Genomic DNA, 17,381 nt, shown 5'->3' on the forward strand with positions numbered 1-17,381 from the left:
CTCTGCGACCAGAGGAACCGACGGCCGACCCATCAGCACCCGAACCCGAAAGGATCTTCAGTGGACCGCAGCAGACTGGCCCAAGCCCTTGAAACCGGTCGCATCACCGGGGAAGTCGCGACCCCCAGGGAGAACAACCTCTCCCATATCCGCCGTTTCCTTGACCAGGAAAGGCAGTTCGACTTCGGTGTCGAACTCACCCGCGACTGGGACTATGAGTCGGTGTTCGCGCTCATGGTCGAACGTGCCGGGCTGCGTCCCGACCCCGCCTTCGTCGAAGGCGTGGATACGATCTCCACGCAGGCGTGCATCGACGCAACGGAGAAGCTCGCCGAGGCGGTCGGCCACGTCAGTCGCGAGGGCGGCCGGATCCTCTTCGCCACCGGCCATCCGGCAGGACTGCTGCCCGTGCACATGGCGATCGCCGCGGCGGCGAAATCCGCCGGTGCCCTCATCGATGTCTGTGACCATTTCATCCCGGTCCCGGAGATCGGCGGAGACGTCCGCCAGATCAACGATGTGTGGACCTGGCACCAGCACGGCGGCAGTCCCCACACGCATCTGGCCGAACCCATGCACGCGCTCCTCGATGACTTCGCCGCCCGCGGTGCCGGGGCCCCTGACCTCGTCGTCGCCGACCACGGTTGGGCCGGTGCCGCCTCGAGCCGGGGACTGCGCACCATCGGCTACGCCGACTGCAATGATCCGGCTCTCTTCGTCGCCGAGGCACAGGGGCAGATCGAGGCGACCATCCCGCTCGATGACGATGTCGTGCCGAACCTCTATGCCCCGCTCATCGACTTCGTCATCGACCGCGCGGGCCTCAACTGACCCGGCGACTGCCGATGCTCATCCGGCGGAACCGGCCCGGGGGTGATGGTCTGACCGAGCGACACGCTCAGTCGATGTCGTTGGCCAGCCCCTCGACCACCTCGGCGCCGGGCAGCGACGCGAGCGCAGAACCGGACAGGAGCAGCTTCGAGCCGCGGATTCCGGAGCCGATGATGAGCTCCTCGGCTTCGGCGACGCGGGAATCGATGAGCACCCGGTAGCTCTCCGGCAGGCCGATCGGGCCGATTCCGCCGTACTCCATCCCGGATTCGGCGACCGCCCGTTCCAAGGGGAGGAACGAGGCTTTGCGCACGTCGAGGAGTTTCTTCACCCGTTTGTTGACATCGGCTCGGGTGTTCGCGAGCACCATGCACGCCGCGATGCGCTCCTCCCCGGACCGTGAACCCGCCACGAGGACGCAGTTCGCGGAGGTGGCCGGCGGCAGATCGGTGGCGTCAAGCAGCGCCGCGGTGTCTGCGATCTGCGGGTCGATGGCGAAGACCTCGACGTCACCGGTGATCGCCGGCAGCGCCTCGGAGGTGGATCCGGCCATGAGCTCGGGCGCGGTGGCCGCGGGTCGGAGGGTGAACTGAGTGGAGAGTCGTTCCTTCGTGGTCATGGCCACAGTGTAGGAGATGAGTGTCGAATCGCTTTGTTCTCACCCATCGGTTAGACTGGGCTGTCGCTTCGTGTCCGGTTCCTACGGTTCGAGGCGTGTCCAGCAGACGAATTCGGGCACTGGCAGATGGGTCGGACCCATATCAGGCGCCTGAAAGAATTCAGCAGAGGTAAGAATATGAAGAAGGACATCCACCCGGAATACGCGCCGATCGTGTTCAACGATCTGGCCTCCGGCACCAAGTTCCTCACCCGCTCCACCGCCACGAGCGATAAGACCATCGAGTGGGAAGACGGCAGCACCTACCCCGTGATCGACGTCGAGATCTCGAGCGCATCGCACCCGTTCTACACGGGCAAGCAGCGCATCCTCGACTCCGCCGGCCGCGTGGAGAAGTTCAAGGACCGCTACAAGGGCTTCGGCAAGCGCTGATCCCGAGCGGTTCCGCTCAGCTTCATACGAACTGCCCCGCACACCGATCATGGTGTGCGGGGCAGTTCGCTGTCTGCAGACCATCTGGGTCAGGGATGAAGTCCCCGCGGGGACGAGGCAGGTTGCGTCCCCGCGGGGACACAACCCGGCTGAGCAGTGCTCAGTCGACGACGACGGAGACTTCGGGCGAAGGGCTCACTCGAGCCGCCGGGTGGTAGAGCGAAGCGACGCCGGTGGCGTTGTCGAGGCAGTTCGCGATTCCGTGAGCAACCTTCTCCTTGGCGGAGACAACCGCGTCCTTGATGTCGAGACCGGTGGCGATGCCCGCCGCGATCGAGGAGGCGAAGGAGCAGCCTGCCCCGTTGACGAGCTTGTTGTTGACCTTGCGCGAACGCAGAGTCGTCACGGACTCACCGTCGAAGAGGATATCGACGGCATCGTCACCGGCGAGGCGGGCTCCGCCTTTGACGACGACGTTCTTCGCACCCTGGCCGTGGATGATCTTCGCGGCCTCGATCATGCCCTCGACAGAATCGATGGGGTCGACGTCGGCCAGGGTAGCGGCCTCCTCGAGGTTCGGGGTGACGACGGTGGCCAAGGGCACGAGGTTCTCGACGAAGAGATCCTTCAGATCGACCATGGTGCCCGCGCCCTTGCATACGAGCACAGGGTCGAAGACGTAGGGCAGCTCGTTGGTCTTCAGCTCTTCGGCGAGGACCAGAGCCGAGTCGACGGAGCCGAGCATTCCGGACTTGATGGCGGTGAATTCGTGCACGGCCAGCGTCGACTCGAGCTGGCGGTTGACGACCTCGGGTTCGATGAATTCGAGGACGTGGCCGAATGCGTCGTTGGGGTCGAAAGTGACGATGCAGGTGACGACGGCAGTGCCGAAAGCACCGTATTCGTCGAACATCTTCAAGTCGGCTTCGAGTCCGGCTCCTCCGGAGACGTCGGATCCTGCGACGGTGAGCACTTTGGCGGTCATAGTGGTCCTTTCAGGTAAAGCGTCCGCGAAGAAGTCTACGCGGGTTCAAGCCCCCGCGTAGCCGTGCTGGCGCCAGGCTTCGTAGATGGCGATCGATGCCGAATTCGCCAGGTTGAGCGAGCGGCGAGCCGGCAGCATCGGGATCCGGACGGCCATGTCGACGTGCTCGTCGTCGGTGACCTCGTCGGGCAGGCCCGTCGATTCCCGCCCGAAGAGGAGGACATCACCGTCTCGGTACTCGACCTCGGCGAAGGAATTGTCCGTGTGCGTGCTGAACGCGATCACTCGACGCTCACCGAGGTGGCCCCACAGGTCGGCAAGCGATGGGTGAACGGTGACATGGGCGAGGTCGTGATAGTCGAGACCGGCTCGGCGCAGCTTTGCGTCGGAGAGGTCGAAGCCGAGGGGCTCGACAAGATGAAGATGGGCCCCGGTGACCGCGGCGAGCCGGATGGCATTGCCGGTGTTGCCGGGGATCTCGGGAGTGTGGAAGACGATGTCGATATTCATATCCCTCTCATCTTCTCACCCTGTGGCCCGCTGGTCCGACAGCGCGATCGCACGTGTGCCGCTGCCGTTCTTCCGGTGCGGTGACCATGGTCACCGCACCGCCCTGCGGACGAGCAGGTATCCCTGCCGACTCGCCTCCGGATAGCGGCCCACTCGGTCGGGTTCGCGTTCGAGACGGACGGCCGGAGTGAAACCGTGCGGCTCGAGGGCGGCGAGGACCTGATCGTTCGAGCGGCGGTGGAAATCGAGATCGACAGGGAAACCGGCGAGATCGGCGATGTGATCGACCCCGTCACCGAGCTGGAACGCCAGTTGGAACCAACCGCCCGGGCGGAGGACACGGGCCGCCTCGGCGAAGGCGAGCGCAAGCGCATCATCGGGGACGTGGATGGTCGAGTACCAGGCGACGAGGCCGGCGAAGGATTCATCGGCATAGGGCAGGGCGGTCATCGACCCGATGTCGAATCCGAGCGTCGGATAGAGGCCCTGGGCGAGACCGATCATGGCAGGGGAGAGGTCGAGACCGCGTGGGGTGAGCCCGAGCGCGGCGAGGAATGCGGTGATGCGACCGGGACCGCAGCCGATGTCGAGGACTTCGGCCGACCCGGTACCGAGGACGAGCTCGGAGAAGGCCCCGAGGATGGCCCGATCATGCGGTTTCGCAGTGAGCTCATCAGCGATCCAGTCCGTGTAGGTCTGCGAGATCGCATCATAGGAGTCACGCGTGGACACCTCACGGGTGCGCGTTTCGACCGGGGTCGGTGTCTGTGACTGTGCGGTGTCCGAGCCGTGGCCGCCGTCGTCTGCGCTGTCGTTGCTGCCTTCGGTCATGGAGTCACCCTACCCGTCGGTGCTGACATGACCGGGGCTGAGAGTTCGGCAATCCGCGGGGCCGGCGTGATTCAGCGCGGTCACCTGCAGAAACGAAACTCAATCGAATCTGGAATGCGTTCGAAGTCGCCGGTCTGCGTTCGATTGAGTTCTCGTGTCAGTGCCGACTTCTAGAGTGATGGCACGGTTGGCGGTCGTGGGGATTGCCGAACCGGAGGACCGAAGGGTCGCGGAAGGGCAGAACCATGAGAGACGACAAGCCGATTGATGTGGAGACCGCAGAGCTCGACGGGCTGAGTGTCGACCCGGGGGAATTTGGAGGGGCCGCGGCCGACGTGGATCTCAGCACCCTCACCTGCGCACAGATCGTGACCGATATCCGGCGCAACATCTCGTGCATCTCCTTCTGTCACGCTCGCGTCATCGCCCTCATCGATGAGGTTGAGCGGCGGGGGCTGTGGGCGGAATGGGTCGGAGTGAGGACTCTGGCCGAATGGGTGATGCATGTGGCATCGGTGAGCATGCACACTGCACGCGAATACGTCCGTGTGATGACAGCGCTGCGAGAGATGCCGAAGGTGAAGAGGAGCCTGGCAGACGGGGACATCAGCTTCTCCAAGGTGCGGGAAGTCACCCGATTGGGCGAGCGGATCGGCGACGATGAGGCGCTGCGCCTGGCCACTCTTGCCACGGGCAGCCAGATCAGCCGGATCTCCCAGAACTACCAGCAGCTGGCCGACAAGATCGACAACGGACCGTTCCCGCTGTTCCTGGCTCAAGACAGTGTGAGCATGCGTCAGGTGGCGCCTGGTCGGACCCGGATCACGATCGACCTCGAGGAAGACGAAGCCGCGGAGATCGCCACGATGCTCGATGCCGCCCGTCAGGTTCTCGAGCGTCCCGTTCGCGACGGCGCTTCCGACGAGCTCCGATCTGTGGCCGAGGACGGCACTGCGGTGGACGAGGCGCCTGATGAGCCGATCTCCCAAGTGATGTGCCTGATGGAGATCATCCATGCCTTCCCTCGCGCCGAGCCGGCGGGTTCGGTCGATGCCGATCGTGCTCGGCTGCTCGTCCACGCCTCCGCCGAGGTGATCACCCGCAGCGGCGCTGCCGTGGAAGCCGCCCCCGGACTTGAGCCCCCTCTTCTCAGCATCCCGGCAAGGACAGGAACTGAAGTCTGCGTCCCCGCGGGGACGCAGGCCGAACCGGAGGCGCCTGTAGGGCGAGCGGACACAACCTGTCGGATCGAAGGGTTCGGCGGCATCACCGCAGCGACGGCGGAGCGCCTGAGCTGTGAGGCGCTGATCAACGGGGTGGTCAAGGACGGCGGAGGCGATGTTCTGATGCTCGGGCGCTCGCGGCGACTGGTGAGCAGGCGACAGCGAATGGCCTTGAGCGTGCGCGATGTCTGCTGTCAATTCCCCGGCTGCCGCGCCCGCAGACGGTGCGATGCCCACCATATTCGTCCCTGGTCGCAGGGAGGGGCGACCGATATGGACAACCTCATCCTGCTCTGCCGCAGACACCACACCGTGGTGCACAAGTACCAGCTGCGCATCGAACGCACCGGAGCAGACTTCGCCGGAGCGATGCGCGGTCCCGCGGCCTTCGCCTTCTATCTGCCCGATGGCTCTCAGCTGCTTCCCCTGGAGAGTCGGGAGAGGGGACGGATGATGTTCAACACAGCGGTTCGCGTTGCAGAGGTCAGGAAGGCCACTGAGGCGGCCGATCCCGGCACTGTCGGCGGTGGCTACGGCTTTGACCTCGGCCTCTGCATCGCGTGGATGTTCGAAGCCGAATGGCGACACGCCCGGGAGCGCAGAGCTGGTGTCTGAATCTTGCCAATTTCGAACACCAGTTCGATAATAGATGTCATGTCAGCAGCACCGGTCGTCGAACAGCTCAGCCGGGAGATGGGGATCTCCACGGCTGCGGCTCTGTTCGATCAGATCCCACCCCATCCGGTGGATCCTGTGCTCTCTCCGCTGTTTCGCCGCGGTGGTCTGCCGCGTGGTGAACTCGTCACCGTCAGCGGTGAGCTGTCGTTGAGCTGCGGCTTGGCGACGATCGCTGCGGCGACCCGGGAACAGAAGTGGTGTGCCGGCATCGGACTCGGCGAACCGGCCGTGTCCTCGATTGCCGACCTCGGTGTCGACCTCGACCATTTCGTCAACCTCGCGACCCCCGGTGAGGACTGGCTGCGGGTGGCTTCGATCCTCATCGAATCCTTCGACATCATCCTCGTCGACCCCGGCTTCGCCCCGAGTGCTTCGGAACGGGCTCGGCTCCTGGCGAAGATCCGTGAACGACGGATGAGTCTCATCAGTCTCCGTCCCCTGTCCGGCAGCACGGAGCAGATCGAGATCACCGATACCCGCTGGTCGGGTGCCGAACACGGTCGCGGGCGTCTGCAGTCCTGCCTCGTCCGTGCTCGTTCACAGACGGGAGCCCATCGGTTCTTGCTGCCCGGCCCGTCCGGGACTCCCACGAGCGTCCCCGCGGGGACGCTCGACGTTCCCGCCGAAACCTCCGATGCAGCTGCCGGAGTGTCCACCACCCAGACAGGGACAGGGGATGCGGAGACCGCCGACGATCCTCGCTGGTCGACGATCACACAGCTGCGGCAGGTGATCAGCCATGTCGGATGAGTTCAGCCGCACCCTCGTCCTGACGGTGCCCGACTGGCCGGCCGTGGCCGCAGCGGTCGAACACGGCATCGGACCGGGCCGCCCGGTCGCAGTCCTCCACGGAGGCAAGGTCATCGCCGCCAATGCTCCCGCCCGTGCGGCCGGAATCACCGCCGGCAACAACAGGCGTGCCGTGGGATACCGCTGCCCGGAAGCCCATGTCGCCGTCTGGGATGAAGAGGCAGACAACCGACACTTCAGTGCCGGAGTCGCCGCCCTCGAAGACCTCGTCGCCCGGTTCACTCTGCTCAGCCCGGGAACCTTGGCGATCCCTCTCGATTCGCTCAGACACAGCTGCGCAGACGAAGCCGGCGCTGTCGAAACCCTGGTCTCCGCTCTCGTCGACGACACCGGATGGGAATTCTTCCCCGGAATCGCCGACACCGTCTTCGCCGCCGTCCTCGCCGCAGGTCAAGCGCGTCGGGTCGAGCCCGGGCAGACCGTGGACTTCCTCTCGGCCCAGCCGATCACCACCCTGGAATACGCCGGCACCGAGGCGACCGGGCTGATCGAGGTCTTCCTGCAGTTGGGGCTGCGCACCCTCGGCGACTTCGCTCGCCTTGCGGCCGAAGACGTGAGCGCACGCTTCGGTGCCTTCGGCCGGCATGTGCACGACCTGGCCTCCGGTCGGGAAACGGTCCCGCTTGCCGACCACGTCCGCGGCGAACAGCTCGAAGTCGAACTCGACCTCGATGCCCCGACGACCCGCAGCGACACCCTCGGATTCCTCGCCCGCCAGCTCGGTGCAGATCTGCTGGCCAAGGTGCGCAGGCAGGGGCTGGTCTGCACGCAGATCACGATCGAACTCGATGCCGCAGCCGGTCGATCCTCATCCCGAACCTGGCGGATTGAGGACATGCAGGAGAACTCGATCGCAGACCGACTGAGGTGGCAGGCCGAAGGCTGGCTGGCCGGCGGTGCAGCTCCGCGCGGCGACAGTCGGCAGGAGCCCGACACCGTCGACGATCCGGCCCCCGACGTCGAGGACTTCTCCGAAGACGGCATCATCGCGTTGCGCCTCATCGCCGCCGAATTGACCACCCCGATCGGTGCCACGCGGAGCCTGTTCGACGAGAACACCGGGCAGATCACCCATACCCTCGAACGTCTGCAGGGACTGTTCGGACCCGATGCCGTCCTGGTCCCCGGCCTCCAAGGCGGGTGGGACCCCGCCGAGACGAACCTGTGGACCCCGTGGCAGCAGGCAGCCGTCCCTGAGCGCAGCCCCTCTGCGCCCTGGCCCGGTGCCCTGCACGCGCCCCGTCCGACGACCGTCGAACGCCTCGCCGTCGACGTGCTCGCAGCCGACGGGACGTCGGTGGAAGCCCGCCCCTCGGGGCTGGAGGCCACACCGGCGACGATCAGATTCCCCACCGGGCAGACCGAGGCCGTCACCGACTACTCGGGCTCCTGGCCCATCGAATCCGGGTGGTGGGATCCCGAACGGGCCGTGTACCGGACCCGACTGCAGGTCGTCACCGATACCGGGCGCGCTCTGCTGCTGAGCAAGGAACACGGCCAGTGGTACCTGACCGGACGCTACTGCTGATCAGGTTCCGGACCACGGTCACTGATGAGAAACCATGGATGAGAGGAGGCCGCGATGGGATTTTCGAACCCGCGCACCCCCTGGTCGAAGCTCGCCCGCCGACTCGAAGGCAAAGACACACCCGGAGTACGCGAGGCCTCCGACTCACGTGCCGCCCCGGGGACGGGAGGAGCGGACGGCGCAACCGACAAACACAGTGCCGACAAACACAGTGTTGACAAACATGCCGACGGCTCCGACGCGCCGGCGTTCTCTCGCCCCGACCGCTACCAGGTCTCCGTCGGACCAGGCGGTTCGGACGGGCGCGGCCGCTACCACGAACCGACAGGCGCCGGCATGGGGAGGGGGACGAACGGCGGTCCGCCGCCGCGACGGACGAACGTGGAGTGGGCGGAGCTGCACGTGCATTCCCAGTTCAGCTTCCTCGACGGGGCGTCCGAACCCGAAGAGCTCGTCGCCGCCGGAGCCGCTGCCGGACTGACCTCTCTGGCGCTGACCGACCACAACGGTCTCTACGGTGCGGTCCGCTTCGCCCATGCCGCCGCCGAAGCGGGGCTGGACACTGTCTTCGGCTCCGAACTGTCCCTCGGGTTGGAAGAGAAGATCCCCGGCCAGACCGATCCCGATGCGAAACACCTGCTCGTCCTCGCTCGCAGCGTCGACGGCTACCACCGACTCTCCCAGGCCATCACCGAGGCGAATCTGCGCGGGGAGAAGAACCGCCCCGTCTTCGACATCGAAGAGCTGGCGGCGATGGACGGCGACTGGATGATCCTCACCGGCTGCCGCAAGGGTCCGCTGCGACAGGCCCTGGGCGATGACGATGGGGGCCTCGGCGCTCTGCGCGAACTCACTGCGCTCTTCGGACCCGATCGGGTCGCCGTCGAACTCAGCCGGGACGGAACCCCGGATGACGACGAAAGGCTGCGCCACCTCGGCGATCTGGCCAAGCGCACGCATCTGCCGATCGTGGCGAGCAACGCCGTCCACTTCGCCACCCGCGCCGGCTGGAAGTCCGCGCAGGTGAGAGCCTCGGTGCGCGCACGACTCTCCTTGGACGAACTGACCGGATGGCTGCCGGCGACGGCGAGCGCCCGCATCCACACGGGAGAGGAGATGGCCGCGAGGTTCCCCCGGCAGGCGTTGGAGAACGCGGTGCGGATCGGGAGGGAATGTTCCTTCGTCCTGTCTGCGGCCCGTCCCGATCTGCCGAAGGCGCCGATGCCCGATGAGGGCGACGGGGAGGCCTATCTGCGCGGTCTCATCGCCGACCGCGGCCGGCACCGCTACGGGACCAGAGCCGAGAACCCGAGAGCGTGGGAGCAGCTGGATCGGGAGATGGACATGATCGCACAGCTGGGTTTCTGCGGATACTTCCTCATCGTCTTCGACATCACCGAATTCTGCCGTCAGATGGGGATCTTCTGCCAGGGGCGGGGCTCGGCGGCGAACTCCGCGGTCTGCTTCGTCCTCGGCATCACCGCCGTCGACGCGGTCAAGCACGAGCTGCTCTTCGACCGGTTCCTGTCCCCGGACCGCAAGGGGTATCCGGACATCGACATCGACATCGAATCGGGCCGCCGCGAGGAGGTCATCCAATACGTCTACGATCATTTCGGCCGAGATCGGGCCGCTCAGGTCGCCAATGTCATCACCTACCGAGCGAAATCGGCGATCCGGGACGCGGCCTTCAGCCTCGGCTACGCTCCCGGACAGCAGGATGCGTTCTCGAAGGCGAGCAACCGGTGGGCGAGCCTGCCCGATGCCGCAGACTCGTCGGTGCCCGCGCCCGTGCTCCGGGTCGCCGGAGACCTGCTCGGCTCACCCCGGCACCTGGGCATCCACTCCGGCGGAATGATCCTCGCCGACCGTGCCATCGGCGAGGTGGTGCCGATCGAGAAGGCCACGATGGGCCACCGCACCGTGGTGCAGTGGGACAAAGACGACTGTGCGGCCATGGAACTGGTGAAGTTCGATCTGCTCGGCCTGGGCATGCTCACCGCCCTGCACGAGATGGTCGGTCTCGTCCACCGCCACACCGGCGTCCTCATCGACCGGGCGGAGATCGACGACACGGATGACGCCGTCTACGAGATGCTGTGCCGCGCCGATGCCGTCGGGGTCTTCCAGGTCGAATCCCGGGCCCAGCTGGCGACCCTGCCTCGGCTGCGACCGAAGACGTTCTACGACCTGGCCGTGCAGGTCGCGCTCATCCGCCCGGGCCCGATCCAGGGCGGCTCCGTTCACCCATACATCCGCAGGCGGCAGAGCCTCGACGAGGTCGAATACCTCCACCCGCTGCTCGAGAAGTCCTTGGCCAAGACCTGCGGAGTGCCGCTGTTCCAAGAGCAGCTCATGCAGATGGCCATCGATGTCGGAGGCTTCACCGGGGCCGACGCCGACCGCCTGCGGCAGGCCATGGGCTCACGCCGGTCGGAGAAGCGGATGGCCGAACTCGCAGAGAAGTTCCGCCTCGGCGCCCTGGAACGTGGGGTCGACGAAGATACCGCCGAGGCGATCTTCGCGACCATCGCCGCCTTCGCGAACTACGGGTTCCCCGAATCGCACGCGATCAGCTTCGCGAACCTCGTCTACCAGTCCGCCTGGTTCAAGCATCACCATCATGCGGCGTTCACTGCCGGACTGCTGCGCAGCCAGCCGATGGGCTTCTACTCACCGCAGTCGCTCATCGCCGATGCCCGCCGACATGGGGTGCCGATCCTGCCCGTCGACATCCGCTGTTCGCAGGCGGCGACCGACCTCGAACGGGTCGGGCTCGGGGACGCGGGGAGCACCGGCACCGAGGCGGCCGCCTCGGCGGGGGAGCTGGGGATCCGTCTGGGACTGGACACGGTCGCACATGTCGGCACCTTCGCCGAGGTGATCGTGGCCGAACGCGAATCCGCTCCCTTCTCCTCGGTGGCGGACCTGGCCGAACGCACAGGAATCGGCAAGCAGGCCCTGGAGTCCTTGGCCACGGCCGGAGCCCTGGCCGGATTCGACCTCGACCGCAGGCAGGCGCTGTGGCTGGCCGGGGGAGTCGCCGGTGCCCACCCGGGGCTGCTGCCGGGGACGGCGACGGTGGACTCGGCACCGGCGCTGCCGACGATGGACGCCTTCGATGTGACCTTGGCCGAGCTCTTCTCCACCGGGATCACCGTCGACGGCTACCCCACACAGATCCTGCGGGAGACGCTGCGCGCCCGCGGGTACTCCTCGACCGCGGATGCCGCACGCGCTGCGGACGGGACCCGGATGACCGTGGCCGCGATCGTCACCCACCGGCAGCGTCCTGCCACCGCCTCGGGGATCACCTTCATCAACCTCGAAGACGAATTCGGAATGCTCAATGTCGTCGCCACGGCCGGACTGATGAAACGCTTCCGCGCGGTCGCGACCTCCCGCAACGTCCTCGTCGTCACCGGTCTCATCCAGCGCGGGGGAGACGTCGTGAGCCTCTACGCACACAAACTCATCCCGCTCGAAGTGCAGCTGCCGACGAAGGCACGGAACTTCCGCTGAGGACAGGGGCCGGCTGATCTGCGCACAGCAAATGCCTGTCGAAATGCGACCGGCGGGAGTCTGTCATCTGTGACGAAAGATGACACGTGATGACACCAACATGACACACAGGCGGACGTGCGCCGAGAAAGTCGATGACAGTAGACAACATCACATCGACCTCAACCGCCGGCACCGCCGTCGCCCTCACAGAGGAGAGACACCATGAGCCAGTCATTCGACACCCGTCAGATCCACGCGGGACAGACACCCGACCCGGCCACCGGATCGCGCGCCCTGCCCATTCACCAGACGACCTCCTTCGTCTTCGACAGCAACGAGACCGCGGCCAACCGCTTCGCCCTCTCCGAGCTCGGTCCGATCTACACCCGCATCACGAACCCGACCACCGAGGTCGTGGAGAACCGCATCGCCGACCTCGAAGGCGGAGTGCACGCCGTGCTCACCGCATCGGGACAGTCCGCAGCCCTGCTGGCGATCACGAACATCGCCGGTGCCGGTGATCACATCGTGGCCAGCTCCAGCCTCTACGGCGGCACGCAGAACCTCTTCAACGTCACCCTGCGCAAGCTCGGCATCGACACCACCTTCGTCGACGTCGACGATCTCGACGAGTGGAAGAACGCCGTGCAGGAGAACACGAAGCTGTTCTTCGCAGAGGTCGTCTCCAACCCCCGCTCCGATGTCCTCGACATCACCGCCGTCGCTGATATCGCCCACGCCGCCGGTGTGCCGCTGTTCACCGACAACACGCTGGCCAGCCCCTACCTCGTGCGTCCGATCGAACACGGCGCCGATGTCGTCCTCCATTCGGCCACGAAGTACCTCGGCGGACACGGCACCTCGATCGCCGGTGTCGTCGTCGACAGCGGAAACTTCGACTACGGCGCACAGCCGGAGAAGTTCCCCGGCTTCAACGAACCCGATGAGTCCTACAACGGCCTCGTCTACGCCCGCGACCTCGGAGCCGACGGCCCCTTCGGCGCCAATGTGTCCTTCGGGCTCAAGGCCCGGGTGCAGGGCCTGCGCGATCTCGGACCGGCGGCCAGCCCGTTCAACGCCTTCCTCATCGCTCAGGGTCTGGAGACGCTGAGCCTGCGCATCGCCCGCCACGTCGAGAACGCTGAGAAGGTCGCCGCCTACCTCGAAGGTCACGACCAGGTCACCCGCGTCGCCTACGCCGGGCTCGCCTCGAGCCCCTGGAACGAGAAGGCGAAGAAGTACCTGCCCAACGGCGTCGGATCCGTGCTGGCCTTCGACATCGCCGGCGGCTACGACGCAGCTGTGGCCTTCGTCGACGCCCTCGAACTGCACTCACACGTGGCCAACATCGGCGACGTCCGCTCCCTCGTCATCCACCCGGCCTCGACCACGCACTCGCAGCTCGACGACGCGGCTCAGGAAGCGGCCGGAGTCAACCCCGCACTGGTGCGCCTGTCCGTGGGCCTCGAAGGCATCGACGACATCATCGGCGACCTCGACAAGGGCTTCGCAGCAGCAGCGGCGAAGGCGTCGACCGCGGTCTGAGATGACCACCCAGAGCACTTCGGTCGAACGGATCCTGGGCTTCGGCACGGATTCGGGACACACGTTCGGTACGGTTGAGATCGCCTATGAGACCTTCGGCACTCTCAACTCGGATCGGTCCAATGCGATCCTCATCGAACATGCTCTGACCGGCGATACCCGCGTCACCGACTGGTGGGCGGGTGTCGTCGGCCCCGGCGAGGCCGTGGACACGAACGACTACTTCGTCGTGTGCGCGAATTCTCTCGGCGGCTGTTCGGGCACGACCGGTCCGCAGTCGATCTTCGATGACGGGTTGGCCTACGGCTCCCGGTTCCCCCGGGTTTCGATCCGGGACATGGCCAGATTGGAGCACAACCTCGCACAGATCCTCGGCATCGACTCCTGGGCCGCCGTGATCGGCGGATCCATGGGAGGCGCCCGAGCCCTGGAGTTCGCGCTGTTGGACCAGCGGAAGGTGCGCAAATGCGCGATCCTCGCCGCTCCCGCATTCTGCGAAGCCGACCAGATCGCCTGGGCGATGATGCAGGAGCGGGCGATCGAACTCGACCCCGACTACTATTCCGGAGACTATTCGGCCGTCGGTCGGTTTCCGGGACAGGGACTCGGCCTGGCCCGTCAGATCGCGCATCTGACCTACCGCAACGACGCCGAACTCAACGAACGGTTCTCCCGTCGCAGACGATCCGAGGACTACTACGAGGTCACCTCGTACCTCGACCATCAGGCGAAGAAGCTCACCGCCCGGTTCGACCCGCACAGCTACATCGTGCTCACCCGTGCGCTGCGCGACCATGATGTCCGCCACGGCCGCTCGGCCGACCTCGCCACCGCACTGGCCGATGCGTGCCGGGACAACCTCGTCGTCTCCGTGTCCTCGGACCGACTGTTCCCACCCGAACAGGTGGGCATCCTCGCCGAGGCACTGCCGGGCCGGGTCAGACACGATGTCATCGACTCGGCCGTCGGCCACGACGGGTTCCTCACCGAAACCGAACAGATCTCTGCGACACTCGCAGAGTTCCTCGCCGCCTGAAGCTCACGGAACTTCCGCAAGCAGACAGAACCGCCGCAAGCAGGCAGCACTGCTGAGAGCAGACAGCACAAAGCCCCCGCAGACCGTTCGCTGCGGGGGCTTTGTGCTGCCGGTCGGATGCGCACACTCCGATGAGCGTGCGCATCAGAGACCGGTGATCACTTCGCGGCCTGCTTGGCTTTCTTCGCGGCCTTGCGCAGCTGCTTCTCGTCGACGGGGAAGTCCTCACGAGCGCGGGCCCGACGGTAGTAGTCGGCGGCCTCGGCCTGACGTTCGGCTTCGACTCCCGTGGAGATCGTCGCACGACGATGGATGTCGTCGTAGCCGAATGCCTCGACGAGATCGAGGGCATTGGCAGCGAGCTTCGCGCACAGACGCCCCATCGTCTCGTTGATCTGGCGGGCACGCGACATCGGCAGACGACCGTACATGAGATGCCAGGCCATGTGCTTCTCGATGAGTCCGAGACCGTAGGTGTCGCGCAGACGACGGAAGACCTTCCCCTGCTCGGGATCGGTCTGCTCCTTCATCTTCTCGTCCAGGGCCTTCCACTTCTCGAGCTCGACATAGGCGCGCGCCATCTCGATGAGCTCGTGCTGGTGGACGTTGAACAGCTCCGCGGCCTTGTCTGCCGGCATCTTCGTCGCCGGACGCAGCGCCTGGGCGACACCGGCGACCATGACCTCGAGGCGGGTCTCGAGCAGAGTGCGCTGCAGGCGTCCCGAACGGATCCGCTTGTCGCCGAGGTTCGGGGTGAAGGCATCGGAGATCGCTCGTCCCGCATTGGCCAGGCCCGTCCGGTAGAGCGTGTGCTCGGCGGCCTGGGTGCCGATGTAGCGGGCCGCGCCGCCGACGTCGAGGTGCGCGAATTCCTTCGCATAATCGCCGAGGAGGCGCTTGGCCACCAGCTGCAGCAGCACGGTGTTGTCGCCTTCGAAGGTGACATAGACGTCGAGGTCCGCCCGTAGGCCCACCAGTCGGTTCTCGGCCATGAAACCGGCACCGCCGCAGGCTTCGCGGCATTCCTGGATGACGTCGAGTGCCATCCATGTCGAGTCCGCCTTGAACGCGGCCGCGCGGGTTTCGAGCAGTGCGCGGTTCTCCTCGGAGTCATCGGCTCCGGAGAAGACCTCTTCGAACGAGGTCAGCAGCTTGTCGTGGGCGAACGACGAGGCGTAGACGGCGGCCAGGGCCGGCATCAGACGACGCTGGTGCTCTCCGTAGTCCAAGAGGGTGGTTTCGGCGAAGTCGTCGCCGGCGGTGAACTGCTTGCGTTCGAGTCCGTAGCGCACGGCGATGTCGAGGGCGAGCTTGGAGGCGACGATCGAGGCACCGTCGAGGGAGACACGACCCTGGACGAGGGTGCCGAGCATCGTGAAGAAACGACGCCCCGGCGACTCGATGGGGGAGGAGTAGGTGCCCTCGGCGGTGACGTCGCCGTAGCGGTTGAGGAGGTTCTTGCGCGGGATCCGCACGGAGTCGAAGGCGATGCGGCCGTTGTCGACTCCCTTGAGCCCGCCCTTGTAGCCGTCGTCCTCAAGTGAGATGCCCGGCAGCGGTTCACCGGCATCGTCGCGCACGGGCACGAAGAAGGCGTGCACTCCATGGTTGACACCCTGAGTGACGAGCTGGGCGAAGACGACGGCGGCGCGCGCATCGCGGGCGGCGTTGCCGATGTATTCCTTCGTCGCGGCTCGGAACGGGGTGACGATGACGAACTCTTCGCTCGCGGGATCGTAGGTGGCAGTCGTGGCGACGTTGGCGACGTCGGAGCCGTGTCCGATCTCGGTCATGGCGAATGAGCCCAGCAGCCGACCGCTCTGCGCATCGAGCAGCCACTTCTCATGCTGTTCGGCGTCGCCGAGGTGGAGGATCGCCCCGCCGAAGAGCCCGAACTGGACACCGGCCTTGATCTGCAGGCTGGGATTCGCTGTGACCGTCTCCTCGAAGCCGGAGACGTTGGTGGCGTGTTCGTTCTTCCCGCCCATCTCCGGGGGCAGGCCCGTCATCGGCAGTCCGGTCTCGGCCATCATGGCGACGCCGTCGAGCGTTTTCGCGCGAGCGGTCTCGAGGTCATCGGCCGGATCGTCGTAGATCGTCGGCTCCTGGGCCAGGGTGCGGCCGCGCTGGCGAGCCTCAGCCCACTGCCCGTCGAGCACGGTGTTGATGGCCTGCGGGTCAAGAGACAGCTTCATAGTTCTTCTCCTCGGTGTTCGGGCAGGGATGCCCAAAGCCAATCGGTGATGGTTGTGGTGAATTCTTCGGGCCGGTCGGGGTCGGACAGCCACGTCTCGGTCGCCGCACGGACGAAGCCGATCGCCCCCGCTGACCACAGCTGGGCTCGTTCGCCGTCGATGGCGAGGCGTTCGGCCAAGAGGGCGGCGATCGAATTGAAGAAGCCCCCGGTCTCCTCCGGGGCGAAACGATTCACCGCGGTGTCGCAGAACCGGTAGATGTTCGGCGATTCTCCGGCGAGGTTGACGAAGGCGCGGATCATCGCCGCCAACGCCTCATACCCGGTGGTGGATTCGTCCACCCGCACCGAGGCGGCCGCCGCGTCATCGAGAGACCGGACGATGAGACCCATCGCCCATTCCCCCATCGCGGCCTGGAGGCCCGCCCGGTCAGTGAAGTATCGGTAGAGCACGGATTTCGTGGTCCCCGAATGTTCCGAGATCTGATCCATCGACAGTTCGTCGCCGTACTCGTCGACGACGAGACGGACCGCTCGCAGCAGTTCGCGACGGCGCTCATCGCGGTGCTTCTGCCACCTCGTCGAGCGGCCGTCTGTGATCGATTTCATGTAACAGACGGTATCAGGTACTGTCGGTAACAGCTAAATCAACCAT

Annotated in this window: 14 protein-coding genes; 8 read left to right on the forward strand and 6 right to left on the reverse strand. The window is 66.0% G+C overall.

Annotated features, from left to right (window positions below; translation table 11 throughout):
* The first annotated feature begins 60 nt into the window (after positions 1 to 60).
* A complete protein-coding gene (locus tag ACPUD7_RS05715; protein WP_135540945.1) occupies positions 61 to 831 on the forward strand; it encodes a phosphatase in 771 nt (256 codons plus the stop codon).
* Between the two features lie 67 nt (positions 832 to 898).
* On the opposite strand, the gene ACPUD7_RS05720 is transcribed toward ACPUD7_RS05715, so the two are convergent.
* Positions 899 to 1,450, reverse strand: a complete 552-nt coding sequence (locus ACPUD7_RS05720; RefSeq protein ID WP_135540943.1) for a YbaK/EbsC family protein — start codon at positions 1,448 to 1,450, stop codon at positions 899 to 901.
* Positions 1,451 to 1,627: 177 nt separating this feature from the next.
* On the opposite strand from ACPUD7_RS05720, the gene ACPUD7_RS05725 reads away from it, so the two are divergent.
* On the forward strand, positions 1,628 to 1,882 hold the full coding sequence (locus ACPUD7_RS05725) for a type B 50S ribosomal protein L31 (protein ID WP_135540941.1): 255 nt from the start codon (positions 1,628 to 1,630) through the stop codon (positions 1,880 to 1,882).
* A gap of 160 nt (positions 1,883 to 2,042) precedes the next feature.
* Here ACPUD7_RS05725 and ACPUD7_RS05730 read toward each other — a convergent pair whose 3' ends face one another.
* The 3 genes from ACPUD7_RS05730 to ACPUD7_RS05740 all read right to left on the reverse strand — a co-directional run bounded on the left by ACPUD7_RS05730 (position 2,043) and on the right by ACPUD7_RS05740 (position 4,208).
* Entirely contained in the window at positions 2,043 to 2,867 is an 825-nt protein-coding gene (locus tag ACPUD7_RS05730) for a PfkB family carbohydrate kinase (RefSeq protein ID WP_135540939.1), read from the reverse strand.
* A gap of 45 nt (positions 2,868 to 2,912) precedes the next feature.
* Positions 2,913 to 3,377, reverse strand: coding sequence for a tRNA (cytidine(34)-2'-O)-methyltransferase (locus ACPUD7_RS05735; RefSeq protein ID WP_135540937.1), 465 nt, complete (start codon positions 3,375 to 3,377; stop codon positions 2,913 to 2,915).
* A gap of 90 nt (positions 3,378 to 3,467) precedes the next feature.
* Positions 3,468 to 4,208 carry a class I SAM-dependent methyltransferase gene (locus tag ACPUD7_RS05740; protein WP_425119393.1) on the reverse strand — a complete coding sequence of 247 codons (741 nt, stop codon included), beginning with the start codon at positions 4,206 to 4,208 and terminating at the stop codon, positions 3,468 to 3,470.
* A gap of 245 nt (positions 4,209 to 4,453) precedes the next feature.
* On the opposite strand from ACPUD7_RS05740, the gene ACPUD7_RS05745 reads away from it, so the two are divergent.
* From ACPUD7_RS05745 to metX, 6 genes are all read left to right on the forward strand, one after another.
* Positions 4,454 to 6,046, forward strand: coding sequence for an HNH endonuclease signature motif containing protein (locus ACPUD7_RS05745; RefSeq protein WP_135540933.1), 1,593 nt, complete (start codon positions 4,454 to 4,456; stop codon positions 6,044 to 6,046).
* Between the two features lie 39 nt (positions 6,047 to 6,085).
* Positions 6,086 to 6,859, forward strand: a complete 774-nt coding sequence (locus tag ACPUD7_RS05750; RefSeq protein WP_240689951.1) for a DNA recombination/repair protein RecA — start codon at positions 6,086 to 6,088, stop codon at positions 6,857 to 6,859.
* Positions 6,849 to 8,447 carry a Y-family DNA polymerase gene (locus ACPUD7_RS05755; RefSeq protein WP_135540931.1) on the forward strand — a complete coding sequence of 533 codons (1,599 nt, stop codon included), beginning with the start codon at positions 6,849 to 6,851 and terminating at the stop codon, positions 8,445 to 8,447. Before ACPUD7_RS05750 ends, ACPUD7_RS05755 begins: the two co-directional genes overlap by 11 nt.
* Positions 8,448 to 8,501: 54 nt before the next feature.
* Positions 8,502 to 11,969 carry an error-prone DNA polymerase gene (locus ACPUD7_RS05760; RefSeq protein WP_135540929.1) on the forward strand — a complete coding sequence of 1,156 codons (3,468 nt, stop codon included), beginning with the start codon at positions 8,502 to 8,504 and terminating at the stop codon, positions 11,967 to 11,969.
* Positions 11,970 to 12,173: 204 nt separating this feature from the next.
* A complete protein-coding gene (locus ACPUD7_RS05765; protein WP_425119394.1) occupies positions 12,174 to 13,496 on the forward strand; it encodes an O-acetylhomoserine aminocarboxypropyltransferase/cysteine synthase family protein in 1,323 nt (440 codons plus the stop codon).
* Position 13,497: 1 nt separating this feature from the next.
* Positions 13,498 to 14,532 carry a homoserine O-acetyltransferase MetX gene (gene metX / locus ACPUD7_RS05770; RefSeq protein ID WP_135540925.1) on the forward strand — a complete coding sequence of 345 codons (1,035 nt, stop codon included), beginning with the start codon at positions 13,498 to 13,500 and terminating at the stop codon, positions 14,530 to 14,532.
* Between the two features lie 158 nt (positions 14,533 to 14,690).
* Here metX and ACPUD7_RS05775 read toward each other — a convergent pair whose 3' ends face one another.
* On the reverse strand, positions 14,691 to 16,727 hold the full coding sequence (locus ACPUD7_RS05775; RefSeq protein WP_425119395.1) for an acyl-CoA dehydrogenase: 2,037 nt from the start codon (positions 16,725 to 16,727) through the stop codon (positions 14,691 to 14,693).
* Positions 16,724 to 17,335 carry a TetR/AcrR family transcriptional regulator gene (locus tag ACPUD7_RS05780; RefSeq protein ID WP_135540921.1) on the reverse strand — a complete coding sequence of 204 codons (612 nt, stop codon included), beginning with the start codon at positions 17,333 to 17,335 and terminating at the stop codon, positions 16,724 to 16,726. Before ACPUD7_RS05780 ends, ACPUD7_RS05775 begins: the two co-directional genes overlap by 4 nt.
* Positions 17,336 to 17,381: the final 46 nt, after the last annotated feature.

It is taken from the genome of Brevibacterium sp. FAM 24630 (assembly GCF_049804075.1).
GTDB lineage: Bacteria > Actinomycetota > Actinomycetes > Actinomycetales > Brevibacteriaceae > Brevibacterium.

What these genes read in the sequence shown, in the direction of transcription:
- ACPUD7_RS05720 (WP_135540943.1), bottom strand. Translation starts at nt 1,450, where the DNA reads ATGACCACGAAGGAACGACTCTCCACTCAGTTCACCCTCCGACCCGCG.
- ACPUD7_RS05725 (WP_135540941.1), top strand. Translation starts at nt 1,628, where the DNA reads ATGAAGAAGGACATCCACCCGGAATACGCGCCGATCGTGTTCAACGAT.
- ACPUD7_RS05730 (WP_135540939.1), bottom strand. Translation starts at nt 2,867, where the DNA reads ATGACCGCCAAAGTGCTCACCGTCGCAGGATCCGACGTCTCCGGAGGA.
- ACPUD7_RS05735 (WP_135540937.1), bottom strand. Translation starts at nt 3,377, where the DNA reads ATGAATATCGACATCGTCTTCCACACTCCCGAGATCCCCGGCAACACC.
- ACPUD7_RS05740 (WP_425119393.1), bottom strand. Translation starts at nt 4,208, where the DNA reads ATGACCGAAGGCAGCAACGACAGCGCAGACGACGGCGGCCACGGCTCG.
- ACPUD7_RS05745 (WP_135540933.1), top strand. Translation starts at nt 4,454, where the DNA reads ATGAGAGACGACAAGCCGATTGATGTGGAGACCGCAGAGCTCGACGGG.
- ACPUD7_RS05750 (WP_240689951.1), top strand. Translation starts at nt 6,086, where the DNA reads ATGTCAGCAGCACCGGTCGTCGAACAGCTCAGCCGGGAGATGGGGATC.
- ACPUD7_RS05755 (WP_135540931.1), top strand. Translation starts at nt 6,849, where the DNA reads ATGTCGGATGAGTTCAGCCGCACCCTCGTCCTGACGGTGCCCGACTGG.
- ACPUD7_RS05760 (WP_135540929.1), top strand. Translation starts at nt 8,502, where the DNA reads ATGGGATTTTCGAACCCGCGCACCCCCTGGTCGAAGCTCGCCCGCCGA.
- ACPUD7_RS05765 (WP_425119394.1), top strand. Translation starts at nt 12,174, where the DNA reads ATGAGCCAGTCATTCGACACCCGTCAGATCCACGCGGGACAGACACCC.
- metX (WP_135540925.1), top strand. Translation starts at nt 13,498, where the DNA reads ATGACCACCCAGAGCACTTCGGTCGAACGGATCCTGGGCTTCGGCACG.
- ACPUD7_RS05775 (WP_425119395.1), bottom strand. Translation starts at nt 16,727, where the DNA reads ATGAAGCTGTCTCTTGACCCGCAGGCCATCAACACCGTGCTCGACGGG.
- ACPUD7_RS05780 (WP_135540921.1), bottom strand. Translation starts at nt 17,335, where the DNA reads ATGAAATCGATCACAGACGGCCGCTCGACGAGGTGGCAGAAGCACCGC.